The sequence below is a fragment of the Paenibacillus sp. PSB04 genome, from assembly GCF_025809195.1.
In the GTDB taxonomy this organism is placed as follows: Bacteria; Bacillota; Bacilli; order Paenibacillales; family Paenibacillaceae; genus Paenibacillus_AQ; species Paenibacillus_AQ favisporus.
The window spans coordinates 1,112,446-1,129,152 of the sequence record NZ_CP081301.1; the positions used below are offsets into that span (position 1 = coordinate 1,112,446).

Annotated in this window: 18 protein-coding genes; 2 read left to right on the forward strand and 16 right to left on the reverse strand. The window is 56.7% G+C overall.

Annotated features, from left to right (window positions below; translation table 11 throughout):
- Positions 1–19: 19 nt before the first annotated feature.
- The 5 genes from K2F33_RS05485 to K2F33_RS05505 all read right to left on the reverse strand — a co-directional run bounded on the left by K2F33_RS05485 (position 20) and on the right by K2F33_RS05505 (position 5,581).
- Positions 20–1,093, reverse strand: coding sequence for an acyltransferase (locus K2F33_RS05485; protein ID WP_263881199.1), 1,074 nt, complete (start codon positions 1,091–1,093; stop codon positions 20–22).
- 149 nt (positions 1,094–1,242) lie between these two features.
- Positions 1,243–2,100, reverse strand: a complete 858-nt coding sequence (gene sigJ, locus K2F33_RS05490) for an RNA polymerase sigma factor SigJ (RefSeq protein ID WP_263881200.1) — start codon at positions 2,098–2,100, stop codon at positions 1,243–1,245.
- A gap of 34 nt (positions 2,101–2,134) precedes the next feature.
- Positions 2,135–3,316, reverse strand: coding sequence for an NAD(P)/FAD-dependent oxidoreductase (locus tag K2F33_RS05495; protein ID WP_263881201.1), 1,182 nt, complete (start codon positions 3,314–3,316; stop codon positions 2,135–2,137).
- 157 nt (positions 3,317–3,473) lie between these two features.
- Entirely contained in the window at positions 3,474–4,733 is a 1,260-nt protein-coding gene (locus tag K2F33_RS05500) for an MFS transporter (protein WP_263881202.1), read from the reverse strand.
- Positions 4,730–5,581, reverse strand: coding sequence for a MerR family transcriptional regulator (locus K2F33_RS05505; protein WP_263881203.1), 852 nt, complete (start codon positions 5,579–5,581; stop codon positions 4,730–4,732). Before K2F33_RS05505 ends, K2F33_RS05500 begins: the two co-directional genes overlap by 4 nt.
- 216 nt (positions 5,582–5,797) lie before the next feature.
- On the opposite strand from K2F33_RS05505, the gene K2F33_RS05510 reads away from it, so the two are divergent.
- Both K2F33_RS05510 and K2F33_RS05515 read left to right on the forward strand, forming a co-directional pair.
- Complete coding sequence (locus K2F33_RS05510) at positions 5,798–6,799, forward strand: phosphotransferase (protein ID WP_263881204.1); 1,002 nt, start codon at positions 5,798–5,800, stop codon at positions 6,797–6,799.
- Positions 6,800–6,815: 16 nt separating this feature from the next.
- Positions 6,816–7,724 carry a phosphotransferase gene (locus K2F33_RS05515; RefSeq protein WP_263881205.1) on the forward strand — a complete coding sequence of 303 codons (909 nt, stop codon included), beginning with the start codon at positions 6,816–6,818 and terminating at the stop codon, positions 7,722–7,724.
- 81 nt (positions 7,725–7,805) lie between these two features.
- On the opposite strand, the gene K2F33_RS05520 is transcribed toward K2F33_RS05515, so the two are convergent.
- The 11 genes from K2F33_RS05520 to K2F33_RS05570 all read right to left on the reverse strand — a co-directional run bounded on the left by K2F33_RS05520 (position 7,806) and on the right by K2F33_RS05570 (position 16,702).
- Positions 7,806–8,126, reverse strand: a complete 321-nt coding sequence (locus K2F33_RS05520) for an MGMT family protein (RefSeq protein WP_089549593.1) — start codon at positions 8,124–8,126, stop codon at positions 7,806–7,808.
- Between the two features lie 199 nt (positions 8,127–8,325).
- Positions 8,326–9,186, reverse strand: coding sequence for an AraC family transcriptional regulator (locus tag K2F33_RS05525; protein WP_076172125.1), 861 nt, complete (start codon positions 9,184–9,186; stop codon positions 8,326–8,328).
- Positions 9,187–9,468: 282 nt separating this feature from the next.
- Positions 9,469–9,837 (reverse strand): YuzC family spore coat inner layer protein, encoded by a 369-nt coding sequence (locus K2F33_RS05530; RefSeq protein ID WP_084203961.1) that lies wholly within the window; start codon positions 9,835–9,837, stop codon positions 9,469–9,471.
- 70 nt (positions 9,838–9,907) lie between these two features.
- Positions 9,908–11,203, reverse strand: coding sequence for a glycosyltransferase family 2 protein (locus K2F33_RS05535; RefSeq protein ID WP_263881206.1), 1,296 nt, complete (start codon positions 11,201–11,203; stop codon positions 9,908–9,910).
- Complete coding sequence (locus K2F33_RS05540; protein ID WP_163882044.1) at positions 11,196–11,339, reverse strand: hypothetical protein; 144 nt, start codon at positions 11,337–11,339, stop codon at positions 11,196–11,198. The genes K2F33_RS05535 and K2F33_RS05540 overlap by 8 nt, the downstream gene beginning before the upstream one ends.
- 21 nt (positions 11,340–11,360) lie before the next feature.
- On the reverse strand, positions 11,361–12,236 hold the full coding sequence (locus tag K2F33_RS05545) for a diguanylate cyclase domain-containing protein (RefSeq protein ID WP_263881207.1): 876 nt from the start codon (positions 12,234–12,236) through the stop codon (positions 11,361–11,363).
- 205 nt (positions 12,237–12,441) lie between these two features.
- A complete protein-coding gene (locus K2F33_RS05550) occupies positions 12,442–12,804 on the reverse strand; it encodes a winged helix-turn-helix transcriptional regulator (protein WP_076172132.1) in 363 nt (120 codons plus the stop codon).
- Positions 12,805–12,932: 128 nt separating this feature from the next.
- A complete protein-coding gene (gene hxlB, locus K2F33_RS05555) occupies positions 12,933–13,499 on the reverse strand; it encodes a 6-phospho-3-hexuloisomerase (RefSeq protein ID WP_076172134.1) in 567 nt (188 codons plus the stop codon).
- A gap of 1 nt (position 13,500) precedes the next feature.
- On the reverse strand, positions 13,501–14,133 hold the full coding sequence (hxlA, locus tag K2F33_RS05560; RefSeq protein ID WP_089549588.1) for a 3-hexulose-6-phosphate synthase: 633 nt from the start codon (positions 14,131–14,133) through the stop codon (positions 13,501–13,503).
- Between the two features lie 206 nt (positions 14,134–14,339).
- A complete protein-coding gene (locus K2F33_RS05565) occupies positions 14,340–15,614 on the reverse strand; it encodes a DUF4129 domain-containing protein (RefSeq protein ID WP_263881208.1) in 1,275 nt (424 codons plus the stop codon).
- Positions 15,611–16,702: a DUF58 domain-containing protein gene (locus tag K2F33_RS05570; protein WP_244169304.1), complete on the reverse strand. Its 1,092-nt coding sequence runs from the start codon at positions 16,700–16,702 to the stop codon at positions 15,611–15,613. The genes K2F33_RS05565 and K2F33_RS05570 overlap by 4 nt, the downstream gene beginning before the upstream one ends.
- Positions 16,703–16,707: the final 5 nt, after the last annotated feature.

Below are 16,707 nucleotides of genomic sequence, written 5' to 3' on the forward strand. Positions count from 1 at the left end.
TGAATAGGGGAAATTATGACTATTTCGCGGATTCGCCAACAATGTAAGGTGCCAGGGGCGTTCGGGAGACCGCCTTGACGATCGCCCAGGACAGCAAGATAGACAGCGCTCCGCCGGCCCATACAAGCAAATGATAAGAGAACGGTCCGGTCTGCTGCACATATTCCCGCCACAGGAGCAGGAAGAATGGATGCAGCAGGTAAATGCCGTAGGAATACGTCCCGAGCGAAAACAATGTCTTGTACAGCGGGCTTCCTGGACGGAATTTCCGCGCCAGCTGCAGCAGGAATAAGCAGGCCAGTGAGAAATACAAACCTTCGGACAGCTTGTTCATGTACGATAGATACGGCTGCGGAACCCAGTGCGGAGCGGCGGTCTGCAGCCATTTCTGCCCAATATACACGGATGCAGCCGCTATAAACGCTGCCGACATCCAGCCCGCGCCTGAGCCAAACGCTTGTCGGACGCCCTTCTCCCTCATCTTTTTGGCAGCATAAGCCCCCAGGTATAAATACAGCATATACGATCCGATAAATGTGCCGATTTCGTCCATATGCCATACATAATAGTTCAGCAAATAGATAGCCAGCTGGACGGCGATCCCGAAGACGAGCGGATGGCGCTTCAGCACCGGAATTTTCTGCAGCAGCATAAACAGCGGAAACAACAGGTAGAACTGCGCGATAATGATCATGAAGTACAAATGCTCGTAATTGTTCCCCAGCGGCAGGTTGCTCCAGAATCGATGCCAGCCCTGCTCCAGCGGGAGCCCGTGATCGTACGTATAATAGGCCGCATAAAAAAGGGACCAGAACAGATACGGAACCACGACTTTCTTGATCCGCTTTTTATAAAAAGAAAGCCAGCTCAGCTGCCTCCCGTCGTAATGATAGAACAGCAGGAGCGCGCTCAGGAACAGAAATCCCGGAACGGCGAAATTACAGCCGACGTTTACGATATAGTACAGCGGGTATAACGATGAACCGGTCGGCAGCTTCGTGACCGAAAACGAAGTTGTATGAATGGCAACCACCGCGATGATCAGTATGCCTCTCAGCAGCTCCAGATAGGTTATCCTCTCTCTTTTTCCCATAATGTCCACCCCAGATGTCAGGATTCAGCCTTATAGAGGTCATTACCCATATGGTGGGGGCGGTTACCAAGGTATTTTCTAGAGGGCGAAAAGCAAAAGGCCCGCGGGATGACTCCCGGGGCCTTAAACTGCTGCATTAACCCACCGTTCTACAGATGCTGAAGCTTATCGGGGTTTCTGACGACAAACAGATCACGAATCCGGTCACTTTCCACATGGAGAAGCATGACGCCTTCGACCCCCTCCTGAGACCGGAACACAATCCCAGGCTGGCCGTTCAGTGAGACATGCTCAATCTGGATGTCTCCGTCAGCGGCCGAAAATTTGCGGTACACGCCCAGCGCAAAGCGGGCGACGAAGATCGGCGACACGATCGGATGAACCGCCGCGGACGCCTTGCCGCCCCCGTCGGAGGTGATGACGACGTCCTTCGAGAGCAGAGACAGCACGGAATCCATGCTGCCCTGCTCCAGAGCCGACAGAAACCGGTGGACCCACTCTTCGTCCGCAGCTTCCGGCTGAATCGGCATCTCGGGATCGAACCCCATTTTGGCACGGGCCCGGCTGAACAGCTTGCGGCAGTATACCTCCGTTTTCTCGACGAGTTCCGCAATGTCCGGATAATCAAAGCCCAGCGCCTCCCGAAGGATAAAGACGGCGCGCTCCAGCGGGGACAGCCGCTCCAGCAGCACCAGCATCGCGTAGGACAGCAGCTCCCCGCGAACCACGGTTTCGGCGGTATCCTCCGCCGACGTCTCGATCGGCTCGGGCAGCCATGGCCCGAAGTACTGCTCCCGCTGCCTCTGGGTGGATTTCAGCATATCCAGGCAGCGGTTCGAAACCATTTTGCACAGGTAGGATTTCGGTTCTTTCAGCTGTGCCAGGTCCCGGTCCGCCAGCTTCACGAAAACGTCCTGCACCGCATCCTCCGCATCGGACACGGAGCCCATCATTTGATAAGCGATCGAAAACAGCAGCGGACGGTAATTCTCATACAGTTCCCTCATGGATTGCTCACCTTTCCTACTGGCATGGCGTTGGTCACTTGAGCAGACTCGCATGATCCCAGGCGAATTTCCGAATATTCCAGCCGAGTCTCCCTTGTATGATCATATCGAGTCCCCACTGCCGGGTCCAGACCATTCCTTTGGCCGGACCAAGGCCGAAGCAGAAAACATCCATATACCCTTTATGGACAGGTGCAGGACGGCCCTCGACATCCGCCGCCACGACCTGGCCGAGCCTGGCCGCCTGAGCGCCGGCTTCCTTGCAGGTCATACTGTCTGCGCGGCCCGTCTCCGGATCGACGATCTGCGCGCAATCTCCAATGCTGTAGACGCCGGGTTTGCCCTCCACCCGATAGCTCGCATCGACAACTACTTTTCCTTCCGCAGTAACCGGGAAGCCCATGCTGGAAAGCCTTGGATTCGGCACGATGCCAAGCGTCCATACGCACAGCCCTGCGGAAATTTCGCTCCCGTCCGAAAGGGCGATCACCCCGCCGCGTTCCCGGATGACCTTTCGTCCGTGCAGCGTGGTGACCCCTTCGCCGGCGAGCAACCCCTCCAGTTTACGCGATACCTTCGCCGGCCCCTGCGCAAACAACCGCTCCTCGGCATTGACCAGGTACACCCGGATGTCCGCGGGATTTAGGCCCAGGCCCTCAGCATCCGCCCGAATGGCATGAGCCAGTTCGGCCGAGGTTTCAATGCCGCTGATGCCCCCTCCGGCCACGGTAAACGTCAGCAGCTTGGCGCGTTCCTCTGCACTGGCGCCGGCCGCTTCACGGAGATTCTGCTTCCACATCCGGCGGATCTGTTCAGCCGCTTCCGGCGAGGTCAGCGCGATACCGCCCTGATCCGGCTGTGGACGCCGGACCATGCTCCCCGCCGCCATCACCAGGATGTCATATCCAAGGCGTGCGTCCCCGCCCTCACTGCGGCTGTAGATCAGCTGCCTGGCGTCAAAATCCACACGCGTGACCTCCCCCTGAACGATGTCTACGCCTTCCCCTTCCGGGAACAAGCGTCTCAAGGGGATGGCAATATCCTCCTGCAGAGCCGCCGGCTTGAACAGCAGCACCTTGCGAAGGTGATACGGATCCTTGTTGATCAGGATAAGCCTGAGTTCCCGGCCAGCCCCTTTAAGCGATTTTTGCAAAGCCTTGACCGCATTGATTCCGGCGTAGCCGCCGCCGACCACGACGCATGTTAACTTTTCCATAACGTCCACTCCCCGCTTTGGTTTTGCATATATCACGAGGAAGGGGAAGCATTTGTGACACTGAAAGCAGAAAAAAATGAAAAAAGCAGCACATGCCAAAAAAAACCTCCCGCCTTCGGGAGGTCTCACCGGCTTCTATGATCCGGCTTCCTGTAATCTATGACTGGGCGCCGGGATTCATTCCGCAGGACGCCTCGCCTGCAGCATTCACGCATTCCGCCTGTCCCGCTGCCCCTGCGCTTCCTGGCTTCGAGCGCTCCAGCATGACGCTGCCCGCGGCTAAGGCGATGCCAATGGCCACGATCACGGCCGAAGCCAGCGGCAGTCCGGACAGCCCCAGCCTGCTCTCAGCCACATACCCGCCGATAAAGGCGCCAAGCGCATTGCCGAGATTAAAGGCAGAGATGTTCAGGGTGGAGGCCAAATCCTGCGCCGAGCCGGACCGCCGCAGCACCTGGACGTTCAGCGGAGTGACCATCGCGTAAGCGGCCGCTCCCCACACAAACACTGTAATAAGCGCGGGAACGACCGAAGTGCTCGTGAAATAAAAGGCGATCATCACTGCCAGCAGCAGGCCCATACTGCCCAAGAGAGCCGTATGCAGATGCCGGTCGGCCAGCTTGCCTCCAGCGGCATTCCCGATCACCGACGCCAGCCCAAACAGCAGCAGCACGATTGAAATGCGCTCCTCCGGCAGCCCCGTGATCTCCTGCAGGATCGGGGAGATATACGTAAAGGCCAAAAAGACGCCGCCAAATCCGAATACCGTCGTGAAAAGGGCCAGTACCGGGCCCGTACGCGCGACCTGCCCGAGCTGCCGGCGGATCTGAGGCCGTGTCACCTGCGGCATGTCTGGAATCTTCCACAGGATGCCCGCTCCGACGAGCAGCGTAATGATGACCAGCATCCAAAATGGAAAGCGCCAGCCGAACTGCTGTCCGAGCAGCGTGCCCAGCGGCCCGCCGATGACCGTTGCAATCGTCAGCCCCGACCCGGCCAGAGATATGGCCGCGCCTTCCCGTCCCGGAGCCGCCAGCTGGCCTGCCATGACGACGGCGGCACCGAAGAAGGCCCCCTGGGCCACGGCGCTGACGACGCGGGAGGCGATCAGCAGTCCGAAGGAAGGCGCGACTGCGCTGAGCAGGCTCCCTGCCCCGAACAGGGCCAGCATGTATAGGAGCAGGCGTTTGCGGGGGACCCGGACTGTGGCGACCGTCAGCAGCGGTCCTCCCGCGACAACCCCGAGTGCATAGGCGGTGACGAGCCATCCTGCTGTCTGAACGGTGACCTCGTACTGCCGTCCGATGTCCGGCAGCAGACCCATCGGGAGCAGCTCTGACGTACTGATCACAAAAATGCCCACCGCCAGCAGGAGGACCTGCAGGATACCGGACGGAACCCGTTTTCTTTCCCTCATGCCTGTCCCCCCTCTGCCCCGGGAGCTCCGCCCGGTCTGTCCACGATCGGCATCTGCAGCTCGGACAACACCGGGCTGGCCGGCTGGTCCGGCAGTTCCCAGTAAATCTCCCGGCTCGGTTCCTGCTCCGAAATGCCGTATCCCTGTTCCTCAAGCCAACCGGCCAGCTTGACCGTGACCTCATAGGAACCCGCTAGGCCTGCGGAATGGGCTATACAAGCAAGCTTGGCGCCTTTCAGCTCCCTAACCCGGATCCGGCCTTGGTCCGGGAGGGGGCCCGCAACCGGAACGCCTACCTCCAGGTCCACGGCGTCTTCGCATTCGGCGCAGCTGTGCCACAGAACGATTACCCTCTGGTCCAGAGCGCCCTTGTACAGCGCCTTGACGGCCTGCCTCAGCTCCCGGATCAGCCCCGGAACCCTTGATTTGGAAGTGACTTCCCGAATGGAGGCGATCCATTCAGGGCCGGTCTGCCTCACGACGACATCCAGGGGCGGCTCTCCATCCTCACTCCGGTCCAGCTCATCCAGCCTGGCCTCGATCCGGTTCAGTCGGGCCTGCTCCTCCCTCAGCATCTCGGCAATTTCGGCCGATTTATGAAGAAGCATCGTCCGCATCGGTTCCGTGCCCAAGGCTCCGTCCAGCAGCGGAATCATCTGCTCCAAGGTGAACCCCAGGTCCTTAAACACCAGAATCCGGTGAACCCGCTTCAGCTGGTCTGCCGTATAGAATCGGTATCCCGTATCCGGATCGGTATAAGACGGCTTCAACAGTCCGATCTGGTCGTAATAGCGAAGCGCTTTGGCCGATACCTGGCTAATTTTCGAAAATTCCGTAATTTTGAACATTTCCCAGCCTCCTCTCCGCTCCAGTATAAAGCTTTCCCTTAAGTGGAAAGTCAACCCCTGTGCCAGCATCTATCGTTCCAGGAATCCATAAGCTTTTACGAAATCCAAGGCGAATGTCCATACCTTTCATGACAGAAAGAATACGATAAAAAATCAACGGTCACCACACCATGCGCTGCTGTCTAAGTTACTTTCTAACGGAGGGAGACCCCACCCATGTCACATCTACTGAGTCAAAGGGAAATCCGCAGCATTTCCCGGCGTTTCCGTCTGCAAACCCTTCGCTCCACGCATGTCTCATCGTTTTACCGGAAAAACGCCGTGATCCAGATCCAGACGAACCTGGGCACGTTTGCATTAAAGCCGTATAACCGGAATCCCCACCTTCGCTCAGGTCTGGCTGCCCAAATCAAATCAGCCGCAAAGTATGTTCGTCTGTTAATGAACAACGACTATGGCTTTATGCCGGACTGGCTTCCTGCCGACTCGGGAAAGCTGTGGGTCATGCGCCAGGGGCAGCCTTATTATATGACGGAGTGGATTCATGGACGGCCGATGGGGACGGAGCAGGATTGTGAGCAGCTGGGCCATGCCCTAGCAAAGCTTCACACCCTCCGCTGCGGGCTGCCGCCCACAACGAAATCGGCTACCTTGGAGCAAGTTCGGCTGTGGAAAGTCAAGGATCGTTATCTGCGGAAAAACATGGTTCAAGCAGCTTCCGCAAATACGGCGCTCCGAAGAGCCGTCATGAAATATGGCGCGGCTTGGAAACGCTTCTCTGATGAGGCATGGTCCGAAATCCGCCATCCGGATATTTCGCGGCTTTGCGCCCAGGAAAAGGCGAATCCGGCCTTAATTCACGGCGATATCACGCCGCCGAATGTCATTATCGCAAATGACGAGCGTCTTCATATTATAGACTGGGATTTTATCAGAGTCGGCTCCACCTATGCGGATACGGCCAAGACGATCATGAATACGACCGGGTTTAATACTGCATTCATAGAGGCTTTTCTTAGGGGATACGAAGGGATCCGGCCCTTAAGCCCACCGGAGCGAAAATTGATCACGGCATTATACGGCTTGCCGAGGGAAGCCTGGTATGCCGTCCGGTTCCCACGAAGCAACAGAAGCGCCGAGATGCTGAAGACCATGGACCAGACCTGGGTGCTCAGGCGTCAGGCGATGGAATATATGAGCAGGTGGGCAAATCTATAACCAAGAGGTGATGTTTGTGACGGACTTCAGGACCGGCATTGAAGAAACCTACGGCATGAGAATCCGTGAAATCAGGCGGGTAAAGGACGTGTTCCGAATTCGGACTCGTCTGGGTATTTACTGCTTGAAGGGCTACGATGTTCAAGTGGAAGAAGTCTTCTATATCGCCCGGGTCTTTGCCTGCCTGGACGAACGGGGATTTACCCGCAGTCCAAAAGTATACCCTACAACCGCGCTTTCGCCGGTCATGATCCATCAGGGCTCGGTGTATATGCTGACGAATTGGGTGCACGGAAGGCAGCCGGATTTTGGGTCAGCAGCGGATTTGAGGAAAGGTCTTCGCTCGCTGGCCAGGTTTCACGCTGCCGCCGAAGGCTTTCCCGCAGGGGAGGCCCCCGCCTCTAGAATACGTTATTTCGATTTGGAGAAAGATGTCTCGGATTATAAGGACCTGCTTGGGTGCTACGAAAATACACGCCACTTAGTCCCTCCTTGCGAAGAAGCGATCAGCCGGCTGCGAGAGCCCGCCGTTCTTGCGGCGATTACAGCGGAGCAGCAGGCATCTGCTTTTATCCATGGAGATTATAATTATCCCAACTTGATTAAAGACAAGCGGGGAAAGCTGCATCTGATTGACTTTGAAAACAGCTCACTGCATGTGCGAATGAAGGACTTAGCCCACATTCTCCACCGCAATTTCACATGGAACGCGGGCGGAATGCTGCGCGCCGTCGAATACTACCAGCGGCACCGGCAGCTTAGCGCTCCGGATCTCTTCCTACTGCATGCACTGCTGTCTGCACCGTATCCCGTCGTCCGAAGCATCAAAATCGGCGGGATCCAGTCCGCCGCACGGGTCATCCCTTCTACAGACCGATTCTTGCAATATCAAAAAGAGCTGGGCGCATTGCTCGCTTCCTCCTGAATGTCCCGGCCATGCTCATCCTTCATCGAGATGGTGCGCCCGCCGCTGTTCAACGGAACGAAGGGAGTCTGTGGCAAGGCCTCAGTCCGCCCCAGGCTCCGGATAATAGCGGTACGCCTCTAAGTCAATCCGTCCCTCGGCATCGACCTCTATCCCTTCGCCCTTCAAATACAAAATTTGCAGCATGCGCGGCTCCTCCTCCACAAGGGCAATCTCGCCTTTCGCGTTGACGACCCGGTGCCAGGGAAGACGGTGCTTCTTGCCCAAGGAATGAAGAATGCGCACGACCTGCCTTGCCGCTCTCCGGCTCCCCGCCAGCTCGGCGATTTGCCCGTAGGTCATCACGCGGCCCTCCGGTATATTTTGAATAATGTGGATGACGTTCATCGTAAAAGGCGTCATTAGCTTCTCCAACCTCCAAAACGGGATTCATGCTTAAAGCGATCGATCATATACTGATACGCCGGCCGCTTCCGGCTTTCCTGCAAAAATCCAGCCGTAACAGCAGGCCCGCAAATCAACGATGGCTTTTCACTAGCACATCAACAAGGCCGCCTCTAAATAGGCGGCCTTGTTTAGGCTGGAGCGATTATACAAATCGTTACTTCACCGGAATCCAAATTTCCGAATACAGGTCCGGACTGGAAGGATCCTCGTCTGTATAAACCTCCAGCTCGGCGGTGCCGGTATACTCGTAACCGCTGGACGGAAACCATTCGGAGAAAATCCGCTTCCAGGCGCTCTGCATCGCGTCCGGCATCGGGCCGCGCACTTCGAACACGGCCCATTTGGATGCCGGGATGTCCAGCTTCTCCAAGCCTTCCGGCACCTCCTGGTCGCACTCGGTCGCAATCCAGTAGTCCATCTCCTCCGGTCTCACCGCGCTTTGATCGACGCATACGCCAAGCACGCCCTTGATTTGCCCGCTGTTCACGCGGAACAACAGGTCGTTGACCCCGTTCTGGTGAACCTCCTGCCACATCTTCGGAATCCCCTCGAGATTCTGGCCATTTTCACAGGAAAAGGCCCGTTTGACTCCGACGACCTGGAACGCTTCTCTCTCCACAATATGATATTTCACCGGTTCGGCTCCTTTCAGACTCACCTGGATGACCAGGCGGTTATAAAATTGCAGCTTCCCGATCCCTTTCCGCGCTTCCGTCGGGGTAACGCCGTGCTGCTTGCGAAAAGCTTTCGAGAACGCCTCGGGAGTGTCGTACCCGTATTTACAGGCAAGGTCGATAATTTTGGTATCCGTCCCCGTCAACTCCTTGGCCGCGAGAGACAGCCGCCTGCGCCGAAGATAATCGCCGATCGTAATGTCGGTCAGCAGCGTAAAGGTCCGCTGAAAGTGAAACGGCGACGAATGCGCCTGCTTCGCGATCTCCTCAATGGTAATGTCCTCGGAGAGGTGGTCCTCCATATAATCGATTGCCCGCTGCAGAGATTCTACCCATGCCATATATCCGATCACTCCTCGTAAGTCATCATAACCCCGTCATTCGCCAAAATCCTGTCATTCCGTGCTATTGCCGAACAGGTTGTCCGTTACATTCTTCCGTTAAAATTAAGTATACAACAGGAACACGGGGGTACAGCACTCCATTTGGCAAAGGCAGCACAAATCAGGGAGCCCGGCTGTTTGGGAACTCCGCATAGAACGAACGTCAAATAAGCCCGAAACGCGAAGGTTTCGGGCTGCCATCGGATGTGGCTGATCATCAGGTACGCTCACCGTTCACTTTTATTTTCCCCATTTCAGGAACATGGCCAGTTTGCAGCAAGGGTCGGTCTCAACTAACGGGTCGACGGTAATCCCGATTCCGCTCGGAGAAAACTCGGACGAAATCTTCGACCTGCTGCTGATCGACTTCATCAGCCGGTCCACCTCCTGCTTGTTTCCGGCCTGGGCGGCTGTCATCACCTGAACGGCAAAGGCATGGTCCGACAGCCGGTTGAGAATTTTGTAGCCCTCCTCCATCAGCGAATAATATCCCTGAATGGACTGGTTGAGGGTATCGGTCTTGATCTGCGGGTATTCACGAATCCATGAATAGTAATAGGGCCGCGGGTAATAATGGGGACACCATCCACCGTATGAGGGATAACTCATGGCGTGATCTCCTTTCTGTAGGCACCGGTCGGTCCATTATATGCCGCGGCTGGGCAATGGTGAGAGGCGCCTATCCAAAGCGCTTGGTTTTATACCATTTGCTCTGCCTGCCCGTCACTTTATCGACGATCATCGACGAGAAGGCCAGCAGCGAAATGACCAGAAACAGCTGGGCATACGTGAAGTAAGACACACAGGACAGGATGAAGTTCCTGACGTTGCTCTGTCCGATATCGGTGGCCAGTGCCAGGTTGATCTGAAGAACATAAATGTAGTACATCAGAGCCCAGGCGATGACCAGATACACATACAGGTCACTGCTGAATTGGAACGGAGATACCGTATCCGGGTGAAAGAGCGCAATGATCTGGTACACGAGGTTGACGATAAAAATGAGGTCGGAAACGATAATCGCCACCATGAACCAAAAATAACTTGCGGCATAATAAAGCACGTGCAGCTTGATCCGCCAGCTGCTCCGATTAAACAGCTGGTGGATATTGTCCACGACCACCTTGTAATTGCCTTTGGCCCAGCGCTGGCGCTGCTTCATGTAGATGTCGAGCCTTTCCGGCTCCTGCTGATAGGCTTCGGCCTGCGGTGCGAGCGCGATCAGCTGGCCGCGGCCCAAAATTTCGAAGGACACCGCCGTGTCTTCCGTGATGGCGTGCTCATCCCATCCCCCGATATCCTCCATAAGCGAGCGTTTGACGATAAAATTGGTCCCGGGGATCGTTCCCAGACCGAACAGCTCCCACAGACCGGTATGATGCACCCGTTGAATCGTGATCAGCTCCAGGTTGATGAATTGCGACAGCAGGTTCTGCCCGCGGTTGCGCGCTTTGTTCCGTCCGAACACCGCACCGTAGCGCTCTGGCTGCTCCATGGCTTTCTGGATCAGAAAGTAGAGGGCGTTGTGCTCGGGTGCAGCATCGGCGTCATAGACGCAAATCCAATCGCCAGTGGCTTCCTTCAGCGCATCATTCAGAGCTCCGGATTTCCCGCCGGTGCCGGTTCTTTCCAAAATGAGCAGGTCCCTGTCTTTATAGCTGGTTCTGGCCTTCAGTGCCTTCAGCTTGTCCGCGGTGCGGTCGGTGCAGTTATCGGCGATCACGATGATCTGGACCTTGTCCGGGGGATAATACAGCTGCAGAATGTGCTCCACCGTCGCGGTAATGACCAACTCTTCATTATGGGCGGGGACCATCACCGTCACGGTCGGAAAATCGTCCATTTGCCCGCTGCGCACCAGAGCCCCCCGGTTCTGCCTGTACACAAACCGGATCGCCCCGGCCATGATGACAATCGACTCCAGCACGGCGATCCAGATCGATACGATCGACAGGAGCAGGATCACGTCAGCCACTGAAATTCCCCCGATCGTATTTTTTATTAACCTTGGCCCGGAACATCAGCGTGGCGATCGTCAGCACCAGCACCGCTGCGGCAAAAAGGATGCTGACGCCGATACATACAGGTATAAACCACTGGGCATACGACATGCGGGCGCCCCTCCTTTCTCCTTATACATACTCACCGATCAGATCGGTCTCCGTATTGCGCTCCAATGCGGCAATGACCGCATCGATATGTTCATATTTGCTGAACTGCTCCGGCTGGAACACGAGCGCCCCCGTGCGGACGACAAGCTTCAGCGGGCTCCCGCTCCGGTCGACGACTTCAACATTCATCATAGCCTGCTTAATCCGGGCGGTGAGCTGCTGCAAATGCTCCTGATTCGTCATCGGATACAAGACCACAAAGCGCCCTTGGTCGATGAAAAATTTATAATCCTCGTAGCGGATCTGCTTCTGGATCGTGTGCGATAACTCGAGCAGCAGCCGGGCGTACCGCCTGGAACCGAGCGACTCTTTGACGAGCGGCAAAAATTCGATTTTAAACATCGCCATACAGAAGTCGTAACGCTGCGGATAACGCTTGGCGAGATTGGAGTGTTTGATGACGGCATCCTCCAGGGACAGCTTGTTCCCGAGGGACGTATCGAGGTCCAGCTGCGGGCTCATGTCCTTCAAATCTTCCAGCCGCTCAATCAGTCTCCGGTTGCGGATCAACCCGGAATGAATCACGGAGGCCAGAATCATGTTGGCGGGAACGAGCAGCAGCCATGAGAAAGATAAGATATCCACATGTGCATAAGTGTTCAGCCACACAAAATAACTCACAAGATAAAAGAAGACGGCCACCGCCGTGACGCCAACCGGCATAAAGAAGCCGATCAGCAGTGCAGCCAATGTCCCCAGACTGAACAGCAGCTCCGGAGTGGTATAAGCTTGATCTGCATATACCTTGATAAAAATAAGCAGCTCCTGAATCATGATGACAAACACAAGGATGAGATAGCCTGCTTCAATACGTCGTGTCGGCGTTTGGTCTTTCATCGGCATCCTTCCTTTACAGCAGCTGCAGCAGCCAGAATTGGAATCAATTTCTAATTATTACCCCATTTACAGGCGATGTCACAAAAAAACACCCCCGCAAAGCGGCGGCTTTTTACTCAGCTGCCTTTGGACTCTGCGGGGGATTGAACTTCATATTTTTTTAAGTACGTGAAAAAATTATTCCGATGAAGAGAATGCCGACCTGTTAATGATCGTCCTTCCAAATGACCCGGTCCCCATAATGACTGCCCCAGTCGTACATCATCTTCAGCACCGGCATCAGCGAGCGGCCGTATTCGGTCAGCGAATACTCCACCCGGGGAGGGACCTCTGGATATACCTTCCGCGAAATCAGCTGATCGTCTTCCAGCTCCCGAAGCTGGTTGGTCAGCATTTTTTGGGTCACATTGGGGATCAGCTTCTTCAGCTCGCCAAACCGCTTCGTCCCCTCAAGCCCCAAATGCCACAATATAATCAACTTCCATTTGCCGCTGATCACGGCAAGGGTCAGTTCCTTCGCGCAATTAATTTCTTTTAAGTTGATACGGTCTTTGATTTCCGTTGCCACGCTGCCACCTCCTTCTTATAGGATACTACACGATTCGCTTTTTCGCTTGATGCAAAAAAGAACCATCCCTCGGTCTGCGACCTCCGGGATGGTTCCTGTTTGGATGGGTATCTTTTTCAGGTGAAGCTTTACTCCAGGTTGGCGTGTCTGCCGAACATCTGGGAGGAATCTTGACCCCGCTGCTCCATCAAGCGGAGAACGACGGCATCGTACAAAATGATCAAGGTTTGCTCAAACAGCGATCCCATCGGCTGTATGGTCACCTTTTCTCCGCTGCCCGCTGCCTGCTGTTCCTTCGGCGTACCCGGAAGACAGACCGGGAAATCGGACAACCGGCCCAGCGTGGAGTCCGGGTGAATGGTTGCGGTGACGACCGCTGCTCCGATCTCCTTGGCTTTCCTGGCCATCGTGACCAAGCTTTGCGTCTCGCCTGACCCGGACCCGATGACAAGCAGGTCCCCCGGGCCGATTCCGGGTGTCACTGTCTCGCCGACCACATATGCGGTAATTCCGAGATGCATTAACCGCATGGCCAGCGCCCGGCCCATCAGGCCCGACCTGCCGGCTCCCGCCACAAATACAGTTCCGGCTTCAAGAATCATGTCAGCCAACTGGTCCGCTTCTCCATTCGAGATACGGGCAATCGATCGCTGCAGCTCCTTCGTAATTTCGAGGGCATAATCGGCCGTGTTCATCTTAGACCTGACTGACCAGCTGCTTCATCTGCGATGCCGCAGCCCGCTTGTCATCCTGACCGGTGATTCCCCCGCCCACAATAACCAGATCCGGGCCGGCCGCAATCACCTGAGGCAGCGTACTCAGCTTGATCCCGCCGGCAATGGCCGTCTTGGCGCGGTTCACCACCCGTTTGATCGTCAGCAGATCTTCAAAGGAGCTGATGCCTGCCGCCTGATGATCGTACCCTGAATGCACGCAGATATAATCCACGCCCATTTGGTCAATTTCCTTGGCGCGCTGTTCAATATCCTTCACATTGATCATATCGACCATGACTTTTGTGTTTTGCTTTCTAGCTTCTTCCACGGCTCCGCGGATGGTGGAATCGTCTGAGACGCCGAGCACGGTAATAATGCTCGCCCCGGCCTCGGATGCCTTCATGACTTCGTATCCGCCGGCGTCCATGATTTTCAGGTCTGCCAGCACGCGCAGGGAAGGGAAAGCTTCTTTCAGTTCTTTCACCGCCCGAAGCCCCTCATTGATGACGATCGGCGTTCCAATTTCCACGATGTCTATATATTCAGCAACCTCGTTTACGATTTCCTTAGCTCCGGGAATATCGACAAGATCAAGTGCCAGTTGAAGTTCCATAGTGCGTTTGTCTCCTTTATGATCGATTTGGTTCGTGAACCACAACCCCATTGTAGTAGCTCTATTTCGCTTGCGTAAGTAGGCACTTTATCGTAATGAAGTTACCTCGGCGTAACTATTGGAAGTCCAAGAACACAAAAAAGGCCCCCATTAGGGGACCTTCACGACCAAAAGTGTACGGCATCATGCTGGCCGGAGCAGGGCTTCTACTGCTCCTTTTTCCCGCCGTACCGCACGGCGTTATACCGCTCGATGAGCGTATGGACCGCTTCCGGCGCCATGCCGGTGAAGCTCTCTCCCGCCGCAAGCTCGGCGCCGTTCTCCGCAGGCGTACGGCTCGCCCGGAACGCGAATCCTTTCTTGACCGCACGGCGGATCAGGCTCTCGTAAGCCTGACGCGGGTCGCTGCCGCTGATATCCGGTTCCTTGCGGAAGCGGCGGAATCGGCGGGGCTTGGTGGCAACGCGGTCGATTCGCTCGACCTCATCCACAAAGTCCGCCGTCTCCTCGGAAATGTGCCGGATCTGGCGCAGCAGCCCGAGCCGGTAAGCGAGGCGCCGGACCCAGCTTCGGATGCGCTCCGGAAGCCAGCGCCGGAACAGCTTATACAGCAGCATCCCCAGCAAAACAAGGGCAGCCAGGCAAAGAATGCCCAGGACGACATAGCCTATGACTTTCAGCCACATTGGGTGCTGTACCGGACCCTGATCCATTCCGGACAGATCGGGCATCATTGGATCGGCCGGTGCTTGCGGAGGCTGTTCCACAGACTGTCCGTCTCCTCCCAAGCCTTGGAGGAGAGACCGGAGGCCGTCCCGCAGGAAGAGGAAGATCGCTCCAAGGCCCTTCCATCCGCTGAGCAGGGCGATAACGGCAATGACGATCCACGTCATCGAGCGGTTTGCTGTCAGGATCCGGCCGAACAGCTGACGGTCGGCCTGCTCGGCGTGCGAGGCGTCCCGGACCCGCTCGCCGTTCATGCGCAGCAGGAGGGCGAACAGCGTAATCATCGCCATCACGTACAGCGACGTGCGGTGCGGATGAAGGGCGCTGACCTGGCCGGCCGTAATGTAGAGCACAAGCGAGGCGCCAAGGCCGATCAGCGGCAGCCGCTGCACTGCTGTCTTCCACCACTGCTTGCGCCCGGCAATCAGCCCGCGGATCGCAGCCGCCAGCAGAGCCACAGCGGCCAGCGCCGCGGCGAGCCGCAGCCCGAACACGGCCAGGGGCAGCAGGACCGCGGCCGCCAGCGGGATCGGCGTCCACAGGCGGCCGCCCCCGCTGCGGGACTGCTCCCGGCCGGCCAGCACGCCTGCAGCGTGAACAACCCCGGCAAGCAGCCAGATGAGCAGCGGATGGAGCGGCAGCGCATATGCCGCAAGCAGCACGGCCACAGGGTACAGCGAGGCGGACTCTAGCAGCGAGAAGTATAATGCTTCCCCGGCTCCCCGGTAACGGGCTTGCGCTTGCTGACGTATCATACCGCCGCCTCCCTCGCATCCGGCCATTCCGCAACCGATACGCGGTGACCTTTGTTCTCCAGTCCGTGGATGCTCTCCCGGACCGCTTCCGACAGATGGGCTGTTATGAGCAGATAGTCGACCGTCTCTTCCGACTCGCGCTCCGCTTCAAGACGCAGCATTTCGTGGAATGACATCCGCGTCTTCATATCCACACCGGCCATCGCCTCCAGCACGTTCTCCAAATGGGCCGTGCCGTAATCCGGGTCGAGCCGGAGCATGGCCTGGCTCTCCGGATTAACCGACGCATTATGGGTGAAACCGGCGGCCATACCCTGGTGGATCAGCGAAGCCGCACAGGTGGCCGCATAGGACAGCGCATCCTCGACCATCTCCGGCCGGGTCACCACGTTCCACATCTGCTCGGACACCTCGATGTTCAGGCAGATCATGACCCGCGGATCAGCGGTATAGCCGTGCTTATGCACCTGAAGCTCGCCCGTTCTGGCGGTGGCTTTCCAGTGGATCCGGTTCATCGGATCTCCCGCGGCGTATTCCCGGATTCCGGTAATGAGGAATGGATCCTCAACGACCCAGCGCCGTACCGCAAGCTCCCCCTGCCATGTCTTCCAGGAGGAAGGCAGCCGGTCATCGCCCAGCAGCTCCGGGTAAACAACAAGCCGTTTGCTGAGCGTAATTTGCCGTGACGGGGTGTAGACCGCAAACAGGTCCCCGCCGGTCATCGTGGCCGAGTCCATCCGATAGATCCCCCGGCGGGTACACTGGATTTGATGCGTCCGGGTAATCCGTGTCCGGGGACGGAGCATAAATAAACTCGTATGATTCTGATAGATATTCCCCTCGCTGATTGAGGTTTCCCGGCTGCGCTTAAACATCAGGGACGAAGGAAGCATTGCTTCCAGGCGCAGCCAGGGCACCGGAAACATTTTGCCGTTTTCGATCACCTCGACCATTTCGATCCGGTCTCCCACGTAACAGGTTTCCGTGCTGAAATGGCGCTCGTACGTCAGTCTTCGCAGCGATCCCCTGCCCAGGATCAGGCCCTGCAGCACCAACACGCCGCCGCAGGCCAGAAGCAGCCACAGCATCGCCA

What these genes read in the sequence shown, in the direction of transcription:
- K2F33_RS05485 (WP_263881199.1), bottom strand. Translation starts at nt 1,093, where the DNA reads ATGGGAAAAAGAGAGAGGATAACCTATCTGGAGCTGCTGAGAGGCATA.
- sigJ (WP_263881200.1), bottom strand. Translation starts at nt 2,100, where the DNA reads ATGAGGGAACTGTATGAGAATTACCGTCCGCTGCTGTTTTCGATCGCT.
- K2F33_RS05495 (WP_263881201.1), bottom strand. Translation starts at nt 3,316, where the DNA reads ATGGAAAAGTTAACATGCGTCGTGGTCGGCGGCGGCTACGCCGGAATC.
- K2F33_RS05500 (WP_263881202.1), bottom strand. Translation starts at nt 4,733, where the DNA reads ATGAGGGAAAGAAAACGGGTTCCGTCCGGTATCCTGCAGGTCCTCCTG.
- K2F33_RS05505 (WP_263881203.1), bottom strand. Translation starts at nt 5,581, where the DNA reads ATGTTCAAAATTACGGAATTTTCGAAAATTAGCCAGGTATCGGCCAAA.
- K2F33_RS05510 (WP_263881204.1), top strand. Translation starts at nt 5,798, where the DNA reads ATGTCACATCTACTGAGTCAAAGGGAAATCCGCAGCATTTCCCGGCGT.
- K2F33_RS05520 (WP_089549593.1), bottom strand. Translation starts at nt 8,126, where the DNA reads ATGACGCCTTTTACGATGAACGTCATCCACATTATTCAAAATATACCG.
- K2F33_RS05525 (WP_076172125.1), bottom strand. Translation starts at nt 9,186, where the DNA reads ATGGCATGGGTAGAATCTCTGCAGCGGGCAATCGATTATATGGAGGAC.
- K2F33_RS05530 (WP_084203961.1), bottom strand. Translation starts at nt 9,837, where the DNA reads ATGAGTTATCCCTCATACGGTGGATGGTGTCCCCATTATTACCCGCGG.
- K2F33_RS05540 (WP_163882044.1), bottom strand. Translation starts at nt 11,339, where the DNA reads ATGTCGTATGCCCAGTGGTTTATACCTGTATGTATCGGCGTCAGCATC.
- K2F33_RS05545 (WP_263881207.1), bottom strand. Translation starts at nt 12,236, where the DNA reads ATGAAAGACCAAACGCCGACACGACGTATTGAAGCAGGCTATCTCATC.
- hxlB (WP_076172134.1), bottom strand. Translation starts at nt 13,499, where the DNA reads ATGAACACGGCCGATTATGCCCTCGAAATTACGAAGGAGCTGCAGCGA.
- hxlA (WP_089549588.1), bottom strand. Translation starts at nt 14,133, where the DNA reads ATGGAACTTCAACTGGCACTTGATCTTGTCGATATTCCCGGAGCTAAG.
- K2F33_RS05565 (WP_263881208.1), bottom strand. Translation starts at nt 15,614, where the DNA reads ATGATACGTCAGCAAGCGCAAGCCCGTTACCGGGGAGCCGGGGAAGCA.
- K2F33_RS05570 (WP_244169304.1), bottom strand. Translation starts at nt 16,702, where the DNA reads ATGCTGTGGCTGCTTCTGGCCTGCGGCGGCGTGTTGGTGCTGCAGGGC.